At 44.0% G+C, this 16,524-nt stretch carries 14 protein-coding genes; 12 read left to right on the top strand and 2 right to left on the bottom strand.

Going from position 1 to position 16,524, the window contains the following annotated elements; all coding sequences use genetic code 11:
• Positions 1–683 precede the first annotated feature (683 nt).
• Positions 684–980: a hypothetical protein gene (locus E2R66_RS26475; protein ID WP_133236526.1), complete on the bottom strand. Its 297-nt coding sequence runs from the start codon at positions 978–980 to the stop codon at positions 684–686.
• A 252-nt stretch (positions 981–1,232) separates the two neighbouring features.
• Between E2R66_RS26475 and E2R66_RS26470 the strand changes: the two genes are divergently transcribed.
• On the top strand, positions 1,233–1,535 hold the full coding sequence (locus E2R66_RS26470) for a hypothetical protein (protein ID WP_133236528.1): 303 nt from the start codon (positions 1,233–1,235) through the stop codon (positions 1,533–1,535).
• A 235-nt stretch (positions 1,536–1,770) separates the two neighbouring features.
• Positions 1,771–1,923 carry a hypothetical protein gene (locus E2R66_RS28590; RefSeq protein WP_158288513.1) on the top strand — a complete coding sequence of 51 codons (153 nt, stop codon included), beginning with the start codon at positions 1,771–1,773 and terminating at the stop codon, positions 1,921–1,923.
• 207 nt (positions 1,924–2,130) lie between these two features.
• Here the strand turns inward: E2R66_RS28590 and E2R66_RS29350 are convergent, their stop codons facing one another.
• On the bottom strand, positions 2,131–2,307 hold the full coding sequence (locus E2R66_RS29350; protein WP_158288512.1) for a DUF4372 domain-containing protein: 177 nt from the start codon (positions 2,305–2,307) through the stop codon (positions 2,131–2,133).
• On the opposite strand from E2R66_RS29350, the gene E2R66_RS28730 reads away from it, so the two are divergent.
• The 10 genes from E2R66_RS28730 (at position 2,249) to E2R66_RS26420 (ending at position 16,273) form a co-directional block, all read left to right on the top strand.
• On the top strand, positions 2,249–2,467 hold the full coding sequence (locus E2R66_RS28730) for a hypothetical protein (protein ID WP_192902013.1): 219 nt from the start codon (positions 2,249–2,251) through the stop codon (positions 2,465–2,467). The two genes, E2R66_RS29350 and E2R66_RS28730, sit on opposite strands and share 59 nt — an antisense overlap.
• Positions 2,468–2,748: 281 nt before the next feature.
• A complete protein-coding gene (locus E2R66_RS26460) occupies positions 2,749–3,597 on the top strand; it encodes a DUF1735 domain-containing protein (RefSeq protein ID WP_158288511.1) in 849 nt (282 codons plus the stop codon).
• A gap of 159 nt (positions 3,598–3,756) precedes the next feature.
• Entirely contained in the window at positions 3,757–4,329 is a 573-nt protein-coding gene (locus tag E2R66_RS26455) for an RNA polymerase sigma-70 factor (RefSeq protein WP_133236532.1), read from the top strand.
• 109 nt (positions 4,330–4,438) lie between these two features.
• Positions 4,439–5,410 (top strand): FecR family protein, encoded by a 972-nt coding sequence (locus E2R66_RS26450; protein WP_158288510.1) that lies wholly within the window; start codon positions 4,439–4,441, stop codon positions 5,408–5,410.
• Between the two features lie 146 nt (positions 5,411–5,556).
• Positions 5,557–8,955, top strand: a complete 3,399-nt coding sequence (locus E2R66_RS26445) for a SusC/RagA family TonB-linked outer membrane protein (protein WP_133236536.1) — start codon at positions 5,557–5,559, stop codon at positions 8,953–8,955.
• Positions 8,956–8,984: 29 nt separating this feature from the next.
• Positions 8,985–10,799, top strand: coding sequence for a RagB/SusD family nutrient uptake outer membrane protein (locus E2R66_RS26440; protein ID WP_133236538.1), 1,815 nt, complete (start codon positions 8,985–8,987; stop codon positions 10,797–10,799).
• Positions 10,800–10,905: 106 nt separating this feature from the next.
• Positions 10,906–11,847: a hypothetical protein gene (locus tag E2R66_RS26435; RefSeq protein WP_133236540.1), complete on the top strand. Its 942-nt coding sequence runs from the start codon at positions 10,906–10,908 to the stop codon at positions 11,845–11,847.
• A gap of 35 nt (positions 11,848–11,882) precedes the next feature.
• Entirely contained in the window at positions 11,883–13,034 is a 1,152-nt protein-coding gene (locus E2R66_RS26430) for a TlpA disulfide reductase family protein (RefSeq protein ID WP_133236542.1), read from the top strand.
• Positions 13,035–13,069: 35 nt separating this feature from the next.
• Positions 13,070–14,473, top strand: a complete 1,404-nt coding sequence (locus tag E2R66_RS26425; protein WP_133236544.1) for an alpha-L-fucosidase — start codon at positions 13,070–13,072, stop codon at positions 14,471–14,473.
• Between the two features lie 108 nt (positions 14,474–14,581).
• The gene (locus tag E2R66_RS26420; RefSeq protein ID WP_133236546.1) at positions 14,582–16,273 is read left to right on the top strand and encodes a trypsin-like peptidase domain-containing protein; all 1,692 of its coding nucleotides are present in this window, start codon (positions 14,582–14,584) and stop codon (positions 16,271–16,273) included.
• Positions 16,274–16,524 lie beyond the last annotated feature (251 nt).

The following is a 16,524-nucleotide window of genomic DNA, read 5'->3' as shown; positions in this document are numbered from 1 at the left end:
TTACCGGTTCAACAGGCTTAAGTATCCTGACAATATGTTTCATAACCTTGTCAAGACGATGATTGCGGCCGGACCAATATTTCTGCAAAAATCATGGGTTGCTTAAACGCCTTATTCTATTGTGGATTTCTCATAATGTCTCACACATTTTCCTTTATTAGCATTAAATAATATTAGCTGCTTCCCTTCGCCATGTACAAGGCTTTCCCCTGCTCGGACTACTACGGAAGCTCCGTTACCATATCAGATATTCAAGAATCTGCATTCTATAGCCGCGCCAGCGGCATTCTGACTTAGGTAATCCACGTTTAGCAACATAGTAACGATGGCGTTACAGATTGTCGGATATGACTTCCACCCGTTATTGCATATTGCAATTGCGCTGTGATTTGTTCTTCGCTTACCCTCCTCAAAGACCAAAGGGAAGTATCACAGTATGACGAGTTCAGTTATCTTACGTCATAGCTACCGGGAGAGGCCGCTTGGGTTATCATTCAATCAGTATGGATTTTATCCTCATATCTGTTTCTCGTCCTGCTATTCAGTCGTGACCTGACAACTGGTCAACTTATAGACTTGTGTCGGCATGCTACACTCCCCGATATTTGGTTTCCCTCACGGATAAGCCGATGGACGATAGGCCTTTTGAACACTGGCCTAATACCCTGCCATGGGTATATTTACTATGCTGCCGCTACGTGCGCACCTTTGATCCGGTACATCTCAAGTTCGTCGGTACGCTTAAAAAAGATGCCCGTGCTGGTTCGGATGGTCTCTGTGCCGATGAGGTAGCGGTTACTGCGTATCCAGAGCAGCCGGTACCAGGCAAAGCCGAGCACGGCGAGGCTGAAAAATATAAAATAGGGAGAACTATACCAGGCCAGCACCAGGAAAGCGAGCGACAGCAGGATAAAGTGGGATATTTTCAGGACGGCAAAACTGATGGCCGGCCGGAGGGAGATGTCATTGTTTGTTGTCATAGACCATCGATATTTAATGTTCTAAGCTTTTGGGGATCAACATACATTACGGTAAAAGGAAGAAATCCCCAGGAAGGTGTGTTTGAGCGAATGATCTCGATCATATCCTCGGCGATGGATTGTTTAGACATTATATGCTATTGGTTGAAATCCAAAAATAGCTGTTCTGTTCCGCGATCATCCTAATGATATACAAAAGGTTACCGGTATCAATTTGTATATCATCTTTAACCGGCAAAAAGCTGTATAGGTTTGGAAGCCGGTTTTGACTGGGTAACGCCCAATGAAAAAGTACTGATCAGTTTCTGGGCCTATGACCGTGCGGCTGCTCAGGGTGTCGATATCATGGATAACCGCGCAAAGGACATTGCCTGCTATCATCCCGGCTATTCGTTTGTTGAAAAACTACAAACCATCGCGACCAAATTCCGGCGCGAAACGGAAACTGGAAATACGGATGTGAATTTTATGCCGCAATACTATGATGTTTATAGCCTGCTCGGCCGGGAAGATGTATTGTCTTTCATAGGTACACCGGAATACATAGGCCATTAGGAAGAACGTTTTCCTAAACCGGACTTGGCTACACCTATAAAGCAAAACAAAGCGTTTCTTTTAACCGATTTCACAGGATCAACCGGCGGAGGCCGTGGAGGAGCTGAAGAAGAATAATATACTACCCCCCCCCCCCTATTGATTAGGTCTAAAACGCCTAGGTTTAACCATTAGCCGGGGCGTTTTTTTTACTAAACTTAATAATCTAAACTATAAATTATGAAAAAAAAATAACTTGTTTTGTTTTGCCCTTTCCACCATTTCTCTGCGAAGCTATGGCCTAACCACAACAGGTACGGCTAGGGTTACCACAGGTGTGCTAATCGGCGCAACGGTGCACGTGGCAGAATTGCCAAATGCAGGTACGGCTACCAACACTCTGGGCTAGCATAAAATTATCCTTAAAGCCGGCACTTATACCATTAAGGCAACGTACATAAGATATAATGAAAACACCAGGAATATTACCCTGGTCAATGGCTCGGATGCGCTTGCAGTTTAATCAACATTATCTTAAACACCGATACCAACAGGATGTCCGGTAATATTTCGGTTTTCGTTTGCACGTGATAGTGTGGAATGGACCACGTAATCCCTAATTCCAAGGTGGTACAGTTTGTTCTTGTGGCACTATAAGGTAAAAGCAGATATCACGGAGCGATTTTTGGGAGGTCAATTGACGGAAAAACAGTTGGAACAACTGCTTCCAACTGTTGAAATTTCTTGTCCGGAAATCCGGTGTGACTGCTCTGAGTATTAAAGTTTTTGCCACTGGGGTCCAAGATAAGATTGAAAGAGCTGTTAAAGGAAAAAAACACGAAATGCAAATGGCATTTGTCAAATCACAGCTTGCCCCGCAGTTGCTGTTTAAAATGACCAATAATATTGACGCGCTGGTTTTAAAAGACGCGTTTAAAGCCTCCGCAATTTAAAAACTGCTTGATAGGATCTTCTGCATCTGATAAAAATATCGCTACAACTAAGGGTAAGCTGTATTTTAATGTACTCCAGTATATGCGCGAGTTATGCCGCTGCCAAAATGAGGCGAGGCCAACACCCATAGGTAAAATTTAGCGCTAACACGAAACTTTTATTCACACTAAAACAAAAACAAATGAAAAGAAGATCTACAAAATTTTATTTAATCCTTGTAGCTGTTATCTCAATTCTGGCTTCGTGCTCTAAAACAGATGATAACTACAATTACAAAAATATGCCCACATCAATTGAGCTGCCTGTAGCTGCACATGCAGGGCCTGCAATGTTTGATAATGGCGGGTTTAAATTTATCATAGAAAAAAGCATTAATTCTGCGCCCCAGCCGCTGGTTACCACTGTTCTTTTGTCGGCAACGAAGCCACTTAGTAAAGACGTAACGGTTACGCTAAACGTAGATAATGGCGCTATCGCAGCCCTTAATGCTACACATAAAACACTTTATACTAAAGATAGCCTGGCTGCTGTAAAGGCAAATACCGATGTGCCTGCTGCAACAGACTTTAAATACGAAATTTACCAGCCGCTGCCGACCGATGCTTACAGCATTCCCAGTACAAAGGTAACGATACCAGCAGGGCAAACCACTGCAGACCATACTGTAAACATTATTACAGATAAGTTAACCCTTGGCGTTAAATATATGCTGCCCGTAGCAATTGCCGATGCGCAGGGTGAAAAGATAAACTATTACAGCACCGTATATTATTTAGTTAGTATAAAAAGCGAGTACGAAGGCGAGGCTAAGGCCAGTGGATCAATTGCTTTTCCGGACCCTTCTATAAATAGGTCGTGGACAGACAGGGCAAAAACGTTGACTACTGTAAATGGCAACATTATACGCGTCGAAGCGGCAGACTTAGGCGGCAGTAATTATTATATGTGGTTAATAGTAAATCCCGACAACTCAGTTACGGTGATCTCTGCGCCCGGATCTGCAAATCCAAGTATTCAAAGTAACGGAAGCTGTACATTTGATCCCGCCACACGTACATTCAGCCTTAATTATAAATACGTTGGAGGCACAGGAGACAGAAGAATAACCGAGATTATTAAGCTTAATTAACTTTAATCAGCAAAAGCCAGCCGCTACAGAGATGTAGTGGCTTTTTTTGTGAAAAGCGGTTTTATTTTGCTTTAAACCATTTTTTTAATCATTACTGCATTAAAAGCAACTTATTGTTAAAGAATTATTAATAATTTAGTGAAAACATTGCCATGACTGATGAAAATTGATGTAAAGCCGACGGATAACGAGTTACTTGAACTTTTTACAACAGGTAATGATGCTGCCTTTACAGAAATTTATAACCGGTATTGGAAAAAGCTAGTTGCATTGGGGTATAGTTATACCAAAGATAAGTTTGCTGCAGAGGAAATAGTTCAGGAAGTTTTTGTAAGCCTTTGGAACCGCCGAGGTGTTGTTAAGATTGATACCTTAAGTTCGTATCTGGCCACAGCAATAAAATTTTCGGTTTTCAAAAGTATCTACACCAAAAACCGGCGCGAGAAATTGCTGGAGCATATGCCTGGCAGTCCGCTGGCAGAACTTCCGGAAGACCTTTTCCATGCAAAGTTCCTGGAAGAATATGTGAACGGATTGGTAGAACAACTGCCCGAAAAATGCCGCCTGGTTTATCAGTATAGCAGGCAAAAAGGCCTCTCTCCCCAAGAGATAGCCGATGAAATGAATATCGCCAAGAAAACAGTAGAAGCACATCTTACCAAAGCTCTTAAGATGCTCCGCTTAAACCTCAAAGAAATGATGGTGCTTCTTATAGTTCTTAAAGAGCTATAAGTTTATTGCATACCGCTGCGGTAGTATTAAATAACACATTTTTAAAAAATATTGTAGTTGTACTAAGGGTACATCCTTGCTCATGGTACTTCTAATTAATTGCGCTGAAATGGACGAATTAAGACAGACCTATTTAATAAAAAAATATATACATGGCACAGCTACCCAAGCCGAGCGGGAAGAGTTGTTGTTATGGTATCGCCAAAAAGGTATTGATGATCATTCGTGGCCTTACCTAAGTAAGTTGGAAGAGGTTGAAGCAAAGGAGCGCATATTTAAGGCTGTAAAGCAGCAAGTAAGCGATACGCCGTTTGCGCAAGGCCGCACGGGCACCCTTTTTTATAAAATAGCGGTTGCAGCTTGCGTAATTGGGGCGGTATGCTGCATTTTCTTATGGCGCTTTGCAAAAAAGGATGTTTCGCCCGCTATAATCACCGTCAGCACAAAGGCAGGTGAAACAAAAAAGCTTCATTTAACAGATGGGTCGGTTATTTGGTTAAGTGCAAAAAGTACGCTCACGTACCCGGCATCCTTCAAGGGGCCAACACGCGATATCAGCTTTTCGGGAGAAGCGTTTTTTGATATTGCCAAGGATAAACAACACCCTTTTGTGGTTAGCACAGGCAACACCAGTACAAGGGTATTGGGTACCAGTTTTAACATAACCGCTTTAAAGGAAAGTGATAATGTTACGGTAGCATTAATAACCGGTAAGGTATCATTTACCGGTAGTAAAACAGCGTTATCGCTATTACCCAACAACCAGGTTGTTTACAATAAGACCACAAAAGAGGCCAGGGTTATGCCTATTCCTGATATAGATGCGGTTGTTGGCCGACACAATGGTTACTACGAGTATAAGAATATCCCATCTAAAGATGTAGCCGAAGACCTTAGCCGCTTGTATGGTATGAATATTAAGGTTTTGGGTAACGTACAGAATTGCACGTTTTACGGTCGTATAAAGCCCGGTGAAAGCCCGGTGAAATTCTTGAAAAAAATGGCGTTTGTAGTTAACGCATCTGTTACCACAAAAGATAGCGTGTGGATCATTAAAGGAGGAGGGTGTAATTTGAAGTAACGATACCTGCTCATCCAAAAATCAATTAACGCCCCGTGCGAGGGGGCGCTAACTGTATCAAAAAAACATCATAGTAAACAGCTATACCTCAACGGAGTGGATTCCAGGGTACCTGCTATTTTTTAACGTTTTATCGAAGTGAATATATGAAAAATAATGTATCCCGCAATAAGGGACGCAAGTATATGCTTTTTATGAAGATAGGCACCATCATACTAGCCATTTTAAGCAGTTCAACTATCCTGATGGCGGCGCGCCCGGCAGATGCACAGGATCTGTTGAAAAAGCACATCACTGTTAATTTAAAAAACAGCCTCTTGGTAGATGCGCTTGATAATATTTCGGCTGCCTCGGGCGTAAAGTTTACGTACAACGGCGCGGTAACCAACAGCAAAACGCGCATATCTGTAAAGGTTGTTAACCAGGAGCTTGGTAGGGTATTAAACAAGGCCCTTAGTAATACTTCTTATACATTTATTGTGCTCGATGATGAGATTCTCATCAGGTACGAAGAAAAGGTACCCATTGCCAAACCAAAGCCGGTTCAACGTATTGTTACCGGTAAAGTTGTTGATGAAAAGGGCGAGGCTTTACCCGGAGTTACCATCAGGGTGAAAAATACTACCCGTGGTGGTATCACCGATGCAGCAGGTAAGTACCAGATACAAGTAAATGATGATACCGAAACGCTGGTGTTTGCATTTATTGGTTATCAAAGCCAGGAAGTGGTGGTAGCTGATGCAAAAGTAATAGACATAAAAATGGTGCCTAATCCGCAAAACGAGCTGAAAGAAGTTGCGGTGGTTGCTTACGGTACGCAGCGTAAAGTGAGTTTGGTAGGCGCACAGTCAACAGTAGATGTTGGTGAATTAAAGCAACCCGTGGCAAACATTTCCACTTTACTGGCGGGCAGATTATCGGGTATTGTGGGTGTGCAGCGTTCTGGTGAGCCCGGCGGCAATAGCGCCGATATCTGGATCCGCGGTATCTCTACTTTTACCAATAACGCTACAGGCCCTTTAGTTTTGGTAGATGGTGTTACCCGATCTATTAACAACCTCGATCCGCAGGACATCCAGTCGTTCACTATTTTAAAAGATGCATCTGCAACAGCAGTGTACGGCGTTAGGGGAGCAAACGGGGTAATATTGGTACAAACCAAGCGCGGCAAAGCGGGTAAACCAAAAATTGATGCCGATTACTATGAAGGTTTTACTTCATTTACCCGTGTGCCCGAAATGGCCGACGGTATCACCTATATGAATGCCGTTAACGAGGCAAATACCACAAGGGGAGGAGTTGCTAAGTATTCGCAGCAATACATCCAAAACACACAGAATAATGTTGATCCATTGCTATATCCTAACATTAACTGGATGGATGCTGTATTTAAAAATACAAGCCGTAACAGGCGTGCCAATGTAAACGTCAATGGGGGCGCACCTAATGCCCGTTACTATATATCGGCCAGTTACTATAACGAAGGTGGCCTTTTAAAGACCGACAAGCTATCTACGTACAACTCTAACATAGACTACAGCCGTTACAATTTCACCAGTAACGTTGATTTGGATGTTACCAAAAGTACCAAAGTAGCTTTGGGTGTACAGGGATATGTAAGTAAGGGCAATTACCCATCGGTATCTTCCGGAGATATTTTCCAGCAGGCCATGATCGTATCACCGGTAGTGTTTCCGCTCGAATATCCGGGTGGTTTTGTGCCGGGTGTTAACCCAAATGGCGATCAGCGTAACCCATATGCCGATCTTACCCGAAGAGGTTATCGTACCAACTTCGAAAATCAGCTTTATTCTAACATTCGTGTAACGCAGGATCTGGGCTCGATCATTAAGGGCTTAACCTTTAACACCCTCTTCGCCTTTGATGCTTTTAACAATAATAGCATCACGCGCCAAAAACGTGAGGATACCTGGTACCCGGATCAAAACACACCGTACAAGGCCGACGGCACCCTAAACCTGGTAAGAACTTACACCGGGCAGGGTAATTACCTTAACTACGGTGCCGGCAGCGGCGGCCGTAACAAGGTTTACACCGAGTCGTCGTTAAACTACGATCGAGCGTTTAGCAAACACCGTGTAGGCGGGCTCTTATTATTTAACCAGGAGGATGAATCGCGTTTTCCCGCTGGCGATTTTACAACCTCTATCCCATATCGCCTGCGCAGCTTAGCGGGCAGGGTAACCTACTCTTATAATGATAAGTATTTTGCTGAGTTTAACGTAGGTTACAACGGATCTGAAAACTTTGCTCCGGATAAACGTTACGGTTATTTCCCTGCATTTGGTTTAGGCTGGCTGGTATCAGAAGAGAAGTTTTTTGCACCTATCAAAAACACGATCTCCTTCTTCAAGATCCGCTACAGCAACGGTATTGTAGGTAGTGCAGACATTGGCCTGGGCCGTAGATTTGGTTATTTAACGCTATTGTCAGACGGTGCTTCCGGTTATACTTATGGTCAAAACAATACCAACGGCATCAGCGGTATCAGCATTACCGATTATGGTGTCGATGTAACCTGGTCAAGGTCGCACAAGCAGGATTTGGGTTTTGATATCAGGGCGTTTCACGAAACCTTTTCTTTAACGTTCGATTTGTTTAGAGAGCACCGCAGCGGTATTTTCCTGCAAAGAGCAGCCGTACCAGGTTATGTGGGCTTATCATCCGCCCCTTATGCTAACTTGGGTATTGTTGATAATAAAGGTTTTGATGCCACCATAGAACAGCGCCTTAACATAGGCCAAACGGTGGTAAATTTGCGCGGTAATGTTACCTACAATAAAGATGTTGTTATTGAAAATGACCAGCCGTCTCCTAAATATTCGTGGAACGACCGGCGCGGACATAACATCCTGGCCGATTTTGGCTACATAGCCGAAGGTTTATTTACCAGCCAGGAAGAGATCGACAACAGCGCTGTGCCAGGATCGAAAGAGAGTATCCGCCCGGGCGATATTAAATATCGCGATTTAAACAACGATGGCATCATTAACGCTTACGACAGAACACAGATTAGCAAGGGCGATGTGCCTTTCTTAACCTATGGTGTTGGTTTTAACGTTGCGTACAAAGGCTTTAACCTCGGTGCATTTTTTCAGGGAACGGGCCACGCTTCGCGCTATATATCCGGCAATGCCATACAACCCTTTGCAACCAATGGAGGTATCAGTAACGCCTATGCCAACATCACCGACAGGTGGACAGAAGATAACCCGAGCCAGGATGTGTTTTATCCCCGTTTAGCTTATGGCGATGGTGATAATACCAACAACACGCAGCACAGCTCGTGGTGGGTAAAAGATGTACAGTTTATCCGCTTAAAAACGCTTGATTTTGGCTATACCTTTCCTAAAGCCACGTTCAATAAAATTGGCATGAGCAACGCCCGCGTTTATATAATGGGTTACAACCTCTTCACCATCAGTGATTTTAAGTTATGGGATCCGGAACTAAACACCGGCAACGGCACTACTTATCCTAACGTGAAAACAATTTCCTTAGGTATCAGCGCGCAGTTTAATTAACGGACAAACATTTATTTAAAGCAAATAAAATGAAACGAATTGTAATAGCAGCCTTTGCAACTTGCATATTAACATTTAGCCTTTCGTGTAAAAAAGGTTTCTTAGATCAGGTGCCTGATGATCGCCTTACGCTGGATGAGACTTTTAGGAACCGAAACTCGGCAGAAAAATTCCTCGCCAACGTATACTCTGTTATCCCCGATGAAGCTTCGCAGCGCTTCCCGGGATCGGACAATAACATCGGGGAGTGGACAGGCGGTTCTGATGAGGCCGAATACGACTGGGGTTTCGTGGCCACTCAAAACATAAACAACGGTACGTACGATGCATCCAGCGGATTTGTAAGCGGTTTTTGGACAACTTACTACCGTGGTATCCGGTCTGCAGGAATCTTTATGGATAACGTTGATAAGGTATCAGATCTGCCCAATTCGCTAAAAGTGCAGTACAAGGCCGAAGCAAGGGCCTTAAGAGCCATGTACTACTTTTGGCTGATGCGTATTTACGGCCCGGTAGTGATAACCGGCGATAAAACCATAAGCCCGGATGCTTCGTTTGATGATGTACAACTTCCCCGAAGTTCGTTTGACGAATGTGTGGCTTATGTAACATCAGAACTGGATGCGGCTATGGTAGATTTGCCTTTAAAAGCATCAAACACCAATAACTACGGCCGCGTAAACAGGGCGTATGCGATGGCCATTAAGTCGCAGGTATTGCTTTACGCTGCGAGCCCGTTATTTAACGGTAATACAGATTACAGCTCGATGCAAAATGCCGATGGCAAAAAGCTCATTAGCGATCAGTATGACGCATCTAAATGGAAAAACGCGGCAGACGCAGCCAAAGCGTTTATAGACCAGTTTGTGCCTTCACAGTTCGATCTTTACCGGGTTAATGATGCAAACGGCAACTATAGCCCTTACCTGTCAACCCGCGATGTAATGCTGGTAGACTGGAACAAGGAGATAATTTATGCCCGTATCGATGCCGGTATTACCAACAGAGCATACGAGCTGGCACCATACCACTCTGGTTATGCGGACGAAGTAAGGGGAAGCGGAGGTTTGGGTGCTACCCAAACTATGGTGGATGCCTATTTTATGGCAAACGGTCGTTCTATAGACGATCCTGCTTCAGGGTATGTAAAAACAGGTTTCTCCGATTTTCAGGCACCGTATGATGATAAGGCAAGGCGCACTTATAATCAATGGGCAAACCGCGAACCACGCTTTTATGTAGGCATCACCTACAATGGCAGCAAATGGCTAAATTCCAACAGTGGCGAGGTAATCACCGAAACATATAATACCGCCAACTCCGGAAAGCAAACAGGTGGTAATGATTATTCGCCAACCGGCTATATTGTACGCAAAAACATAGTAACCGGCGACTGGAGACAAGGTGGCCGGTCATGGGTAATGCTGAGGCTTGCAGAGATCTACCTGAACTATGCCGAAGCGTTAAATGAAGCGGAGCCGGGTAATGCAGACGTACTGAAATATGTAAATCTCATCAGAAACAGGGCCGGTGTGCCCGAATACGGCAGTGCCGATTTGCCCGCGCCTGCCGGCCAGGACGCTATGCGCGAGGCTATCAGGAAAGAACGCAGGGTAGAACTTGCCTTCGAGAACAGCCGCTTTTTTGACACCCGCCGCTGGAAAATTGCCGAAGTTACCGATAACGGCCCTTTTAAAGCATTAAACATCAGCGCCAACCTGCCCGAGTTTTATAACCTGGTAACGTTTGAGAATCGCGTGTTTAACAAAAGGCATTACCTGTATCCAATTCCACAGAAAGATGTTGACAGTGATAAACAATTAGTTCAAAATACCGGCTGGTAACAATTTAAAAATTGAGGGGCATCTGCGGGTGCCGCCTCAATTTTAACACAATGGTATCCATTCTACGCTGCCGATAAAATCATAGCAGAAAACACCTTTTTACAACATGACCTTAAAAATCAGTTTAACACTGTGCGCATTAGTTTTTACGGCAGTGATAGAGAGCGCATGCAGCGAAACCAGGCTACAGCGCAATCAAACGCAACTTACTGCCGCCGACACTTTAATTACCGGCACGCCGCCGCTTAAATGGAAAGAACATTGGTTTGAGCATAACCTTACTGTATCAAGAACATTCTATGATAACAGTGCTGCTATTTATTATGATGATAATATGCCGCGTAACATAACGTGGCCAAACAAGGTAATATCTGATACTTGGGCCTACGTAAAAAAGACCTATGGCAACTTTGGCGATTCTACGCGTGTGTATGCTATTTTCCATAAGGTTGTTAATAGGAAACTGGGTGGCGGGCACCCTGCTTCATATTTCGATGTCAGTCATGATTTTAGGAACGTTATTGACTGCGGGTTAGACGACTGGACAAATCCGACCGGCCAGCAGATAGGCATGCCGATACACGAGCTGGGCCATATCGTATGCGGTGCCAGCCATGGTGTAAAAGGTTCGCCATCTGATGCCCTATGGGGCGACAGCAAATTCATGGAGATCTTCATCTATGATGTGTACCTGCACATTGGTTACGAAGCTGAAGCAGCCAAAGTGTTTGCCGAAATGCAGTCTAAGCACGATGATTTCCCGGCCGCAAATACCCAGTGGTTTAAAAACTGGTTTTATCCCATTTATGATAAGCATGGTAAAGCTGCGGTATTAAATAAATATTTTGAGCTGCTTGCCAAATATTACCCTAAAAAGAACGGTAACGAGTTTGACCATGATCTTAACTGGGGCGAATTTGTTCATTTCTGGAGCGGTGCAGCCGGCACCAATCTAAAAGCGCAGGCAACTACCGCGTTCGGTTGGAACGCCAAATGGGAAGCAGAATTTAACAAAGCAAGAAACAATTTCCCGGCGCTTAAGTATTAAACCGGTTTGCCTTATATAAAGCCCTACATCAACCTATGAAAATATTAAAAAGAACTACTGCTATTGCCTGTTTAGTTATCCTAATGCCGTTTATCGCGGATGCGCAATCGTCAAACTTTAAGCTATCCGGTAAAATTGGCAATTTAAATAAGCCGGCAATGGTTTACCTGGATTATATGGATAACGGCAAAAGCCATGAAGACTCTACGGAGTTGGTAAACGGCGCATTTAGCTTTTCAGGGCAAATTGCAGATATAGCTACAGCGCGTATGGCCCTGGCACCAGCGGGTGGCGGAAAGCAATTTGCCATATATCGCGGCGGCGATGCGATCTACTTTTACTTCGGTAAAGAACAGATCCTGATGACATCTGAAGATTCGTTAAGCAACGCAACTATTACCGGCTCTAAAACATACGATGAATTTGCGGCTTATACCAAAACAGTAGGCGGCTCCATTATGGCGCTTACAAAAGCTGTTAATCTTGATTTCGCAAGCGGCACAGCCGAACAGCAAAAAGATACAAACTACATCAAAGCCGTTGATGCGCGATTTCGCAGAGCTATAGCCGCACGCAGCGAAAAGCAATTAAAATTTGCTAAGGACAATCCAAATTCCTATTTCGCGCTGGTGGCTTTATCAGAGGCTGCCGGCAGCAAAGTGGATGTAGCTGTTGTAGAGCCCATTTTTAAAGCGCTTAATCCCAGGTTTAGACAAACTGATATTGGCATTGAGTTGGCCCAGCGCATAAAAGCGGCCAGTACAATTGTTGTGGGTAACCAGGCGCCACTTTTTACGCAAAACGATGCAACCGGAAAGCCGCTTTCGTTAGCAGCATTAAAGGGAAAAGTGATACTGATTGATTTTTGGGCAAGCTGGTGTGCACCCTGCCGTGCCGAAAACCCAAACCTGGTAAAACAGTATCAGCTTTACAAAGACAAAGGTTTCGAAATACTTTCAGTTTCTCTGGATAGCGATAAAAAGAATTGGACAGGTGCCATTCAGCAGGATGGAATGCCCTGGAAGCACGTGTCTGACTTGAAAGGCTGGAACAATGCGGTTGGTCGTTTATACGGTATCCGGGCTGTGCCGGCTTGTTTCCTGGTTGATGCTAATGGTAAAATAATTGCCACCGATGTAAGGGGCGAAAGCCTTAACGTTAAACTCGCCGAGATATTTAATAAATAATTGTAAAGCGGCAAAGCCGCATTAATGAAAATAATATGTTCAAACTTAAAGCCTTTTGCTTTATTCTTTTTGCTTCCGTATCATTAAAAGTAACAGCGCAAACGGCACCAAAAGAGCCGATAAAAACACTTGCTCAATTACAACAGGATTTTGTTGACCTCCGCTTCGGAATGTTCATTCACTTCAATATCCCAACTTACATGAACCAGGATTGGGCAGATCCGGAAGCATCACCAGCTTTGTTTAACCCAACAAAGCTCAATTGCGATCAGTGGGCAAAAGCAGCAAAGTCGGCTAATATGACCTATGGCTGCATTACTACTAAACATCACAGCGGCTTTTGCATCTGGGATACCAAAACAACCGATTATAACGTAATGAATAGTCCGCTAAAAAAGGACGTAGTTAAAGAATATGCAGATGCCTTTAGGGCTAACGGTCTTAAGGTATTCCTGTACTATTCTATATTAGATACGCACCACAAGCTTAGGCCTAACGCCATTACGCGCAGGCATATTGATATGGTTAAGGCGCAGATTACCGAACTGATGACAAAATACGGCAAAGTTGATGCCTTGATTATTGACGGTTGGGATGCACCATGGTCGCGTATTTCTTATGACGATGTACCCTTTGAAGCCATATATCGCCTCATTAAATCGCTACAGCCCAATTGCCTGGTTATGGACCTTAACGGTGCCAAATATCCGGCAGAGGGAATGTATTATACCGATATTAAAACCTACGAAATGGGAGCAGGGCAACGGGTAGCTACGGACAAAAACAGGATGCCCGCACTTGCGTGCCTACCGTTACAGTATAATTGGTTCTGGGAGACCAACCATCCAACCGATGCAGTAAAAGCACCGGCTAAAATTGTGAATGATATCCTGATACCGTTAAACAATGTAAACTGTAACTTTATACTAAATGTTGCGCCAAACCGCGATGGCCTTTTTGATGACAACGCACTTTTAGCCCTAAAAGAGATAGGCAGGCTTTGGAAAAACCAGGGGCCGGGTGCAAAACTTCCTGTACTGGATGCGCCTATTATATCGCACAACCTTGCCAAAAAGGCGTTTGCTAATTCCAGTTGGAGCGATGATTCGGCGATAATGGATTATGCCAACGACGATGATTTCGGAACATCGTGGGTATCAAACCCTACTGTTAAAGCACCGTGGTATGAAGTAATCTTAAAAAAAGGCCAGGCTTTTAATGCAGTAGTAATTGCGGAGCAGAAAGCAAACATATCCGATTACAGTATCGAATACTTTGCAAACGGAACATGGCATACATTATTTAATGGACAGAACCCCAACAGAATAAAAGTACACCGTTTCCCAACAGTTACAGGTGATAAAGTAAGGATATCTATCCGTAAAGCAGATAGCCAGGCATCAATTGCAGAATTTCAGGTTTACAACGAACGGAAATAATAGTAAGTGCTGCTTTTAAAGGGCAGTAGATATAGCCAATCAATCAGTTCTCATAGTTAATTACCCGGAAGCCGGTTTTACCGGCTTCCTTTTTTTATCCATTGCGGTATGTGGAAGCAAAAGTTTTTAATTGCGATCATCATTCAATTGTGTGCAATAGCGACAGTTAGTGCACAGCCTAAGCCCGGTACTGCCGTGCAATTACAAGCCGGTGTATCAGGTGCAATTGCTAAGGGTTACCCGGCTTCGGTTTTGATGTGGGAGGTAGATGCGGTGTCGCATACAAGGCAAAGTGCTCAGTTTAGCGGCGTAGTCATTAGCAAGGAAGGACAGATTCTAAGCGCGGCGCATGTTGTAATGCCGGGCAAAAGTTACCAGGTAATGTTTCCTGATGGTAGGCAGTGCTTTGCAAAGGGGCTTGGTCGCATTGCTATACCGCCAACTTTTATGCAGCCCGATGCGGCCATGCTTCAGATCACCGATAAAGGGCTCTGGCCGTTTGCAGAAATGGGTTGGTCATCTTCTTTAAATGTAAATCAACCCTGTATCAGTATAGCCTACCCGGAGAGCCTTGAGCAGCGTAAGCCTACCGTTAGATATGGACGAATTTCAGAACTGAGAAACAAGTATGGTTTCCTGCAATCCACCTGTGTAATGGAGCCCGGCGATTCGGGCGGGCCTTTATTTGACCTGCTAGGCAGGGTTATTGGAATTCACAGTGGCATTGAAGTTTCCGAAAACGTTAATTACGAAATTCCGATAGATACCTACCGCAAATATTTCAGCGCATTAGGCGATGCCAAAAACTTCGCATCTTTACCTGCCGACACTAACATTGTTGGGAAGGATTCGCTAAGTACCGGCATACAGCAAGTTTCGATAGCGACAGAGATGTTGAAAACGCAAAAACAACTTGCCGCAAGCTTCGTAAGAATAAGCAGCATTGTTGATGGGCAAAAGCAGGAGATTTTAGGCACCTTATTCTCATCTGACACGTTTTCGCCAAACCATGCGGTCGCCAGGCAGCTGTTAATAAGCAAAAGTTCGATGGTAGGCGATACGCCGATGATTACATCAGGTAACGGCAAAACTTTCAAAGGTATTGTACTAAAGCGCAACAGGGCCAACGACCTGGTAGTTATCGCTATAACAAAAAAAATACGGCAGGGCGTTACTTTAACCTACAACTCGGAGGACATTATAGCATTCCAGGATCTTGGCAAGCAGTTGATATCTCCCCGGCCCGATTCTTCGTCGCTTACCGGTATTTTAGGAAGCATGCTGATCAATCTTCCTAAAAAAACAAGCTACGGCTACATAGGCGCAACCACAGGCTTTAAGGGCAATAAACTGGTATTCACATTTATTCAACCGGGTAAAGCAGCAGCTATTGGCGGTTTGCTAACAGATGATATAGTTGACGCTGTAGACGGGCATCTGGTGGCCGACGAGCTTGATTTTGTAAGAGCCATTGGTAAATATAGCGCAGGTGACACAACGACCGTTACTGTTACAAGAGGCGGCCAAAAGTTAGAAATACGAATCGTATTACATTACCCTCCGCTAAGAACCGGAAATCATCCGGCTGAGCGGTTTGCAGGTGGTAAAAGCATCAAAAGAGACGGTTTTGAGCAAGTGGTGGTACAGGATGCCAGGATAAAACCTAATGAATGCGGTGGGCCTGTATTTGATACTGACGGTAGCCTTATCGGGATTAATATCGCCAGGTTGAGCAGAACCAGTACGGTTATTATACCAGTAAGTAATATAAAGAAGATTTTGAGCCGCTTATTAAGATGAAATCGTGTCCGATAAAATCCACCACCTGTAGGATATGCCATCCGCAGCCGAAGTGGTTGCCGATGGATAGCCCGGAAACAAGATAGCAACAAAAATGACCTGAAAAAAGGACGAAAAATTTTGTTGCTGATCTGTACCTGAAATCCCATAACCGCCTGATCATCATATAAAAAGCACTATCTGTATCGGCAAGTAGACGTTGTAACTTATTGATTGTCAATTATTGCAAAATAAAAACAGAAAATAAAAAT

The organism is Mucilaginibacter psychrotolerans (assembly GCF_004519315.1).
Classification (GTDB): Bacteria; Bacteroidota; Bacteroidia; order Sphingobacteriales; family Sphingobacteriaceae; genus Mucilaginibacter; species Mucilaginibacter psychrotolerans.
This window is presented reverse-complemented; position numbering and strand designations above follow the sequence as displayed.

What these genes read in the sequence shown, in the direction of transcription:
- E2R66_RS26475 (WP_133236526.1), bottom strand. Translation starts at nt 980, where the DNA reads ATGACAACAAACAATGACATCTCCCTCCGGCCGGCCATCAGTTTTGCC.
- E2R66_RS26460 (WP_158288511.1), top strand. Translation starts at nt 2,749, where the DNA reads ATGCCCACATCAATTGAGCTGCCTGTAGCTGCACATGCAGGGCCTGCA.
- E2R66_RS26455 (WP_133236532.1), top strand. Translation starts at nt 3,757, where the DNA reads ATGAAAATTGATGTAAAGCCGACGGATAACGAGTTACTTGAACTTTTT.
- E2R66_RS26450 (WP_158288510.1), top strand. Translation starts at nt 4,439, where the DNA reads ATGGACGAATTAAGACAGACCTATTTAATAAAAAAATATATACATGGC.
- E2R66_RS26445 (WP_133236536.1), top strand. Translation starts at nt 5,557, where the DNA reads ATGAAAAATAATGTATCCCGCAATAAGGGACGCAAGTATATGCTTTTT.
- E2R66_RS26440 (WP_133236538.1), top strand. Translation starts at nt 8,985, where the DNA reads ATGAAACGAATTGTAATAGCAGCCTTTGCAACTTGCATATTAACATTT.
- E2R66_RS26435 (WP_133236540.1), top strand. Translation starts at nt 10,906, where the DNA reads ATGACCTTAAAAATCAGTTTAACACTGTGCGCATTAGTTTTTACGGCA.
- E2R66_RS26430 (WP_133236542.1), top strand. Translation starts at nt 11,883, where the DNA reads ATGAAAATATTAAAAAGAACTACTGCTATTGCCTGTTTAGTTATCCTA.
- E2R66_RS26425 (WP_133236544.1), top strand. Translation starts at nt 13,070, where the DNA reads ATGTTCAAACTTAAAGCCTTTTGCTTTATTCTTTTTGCTTCCGTATCA.
- E2R66_RS26420 (WP_133236546.1), top strand. Translation starts at nt 14,582, where the DNA reads ATGTGGAAGCAAAAGTTTTTAATTGCGATCATCATTCAATTGTGTGCA.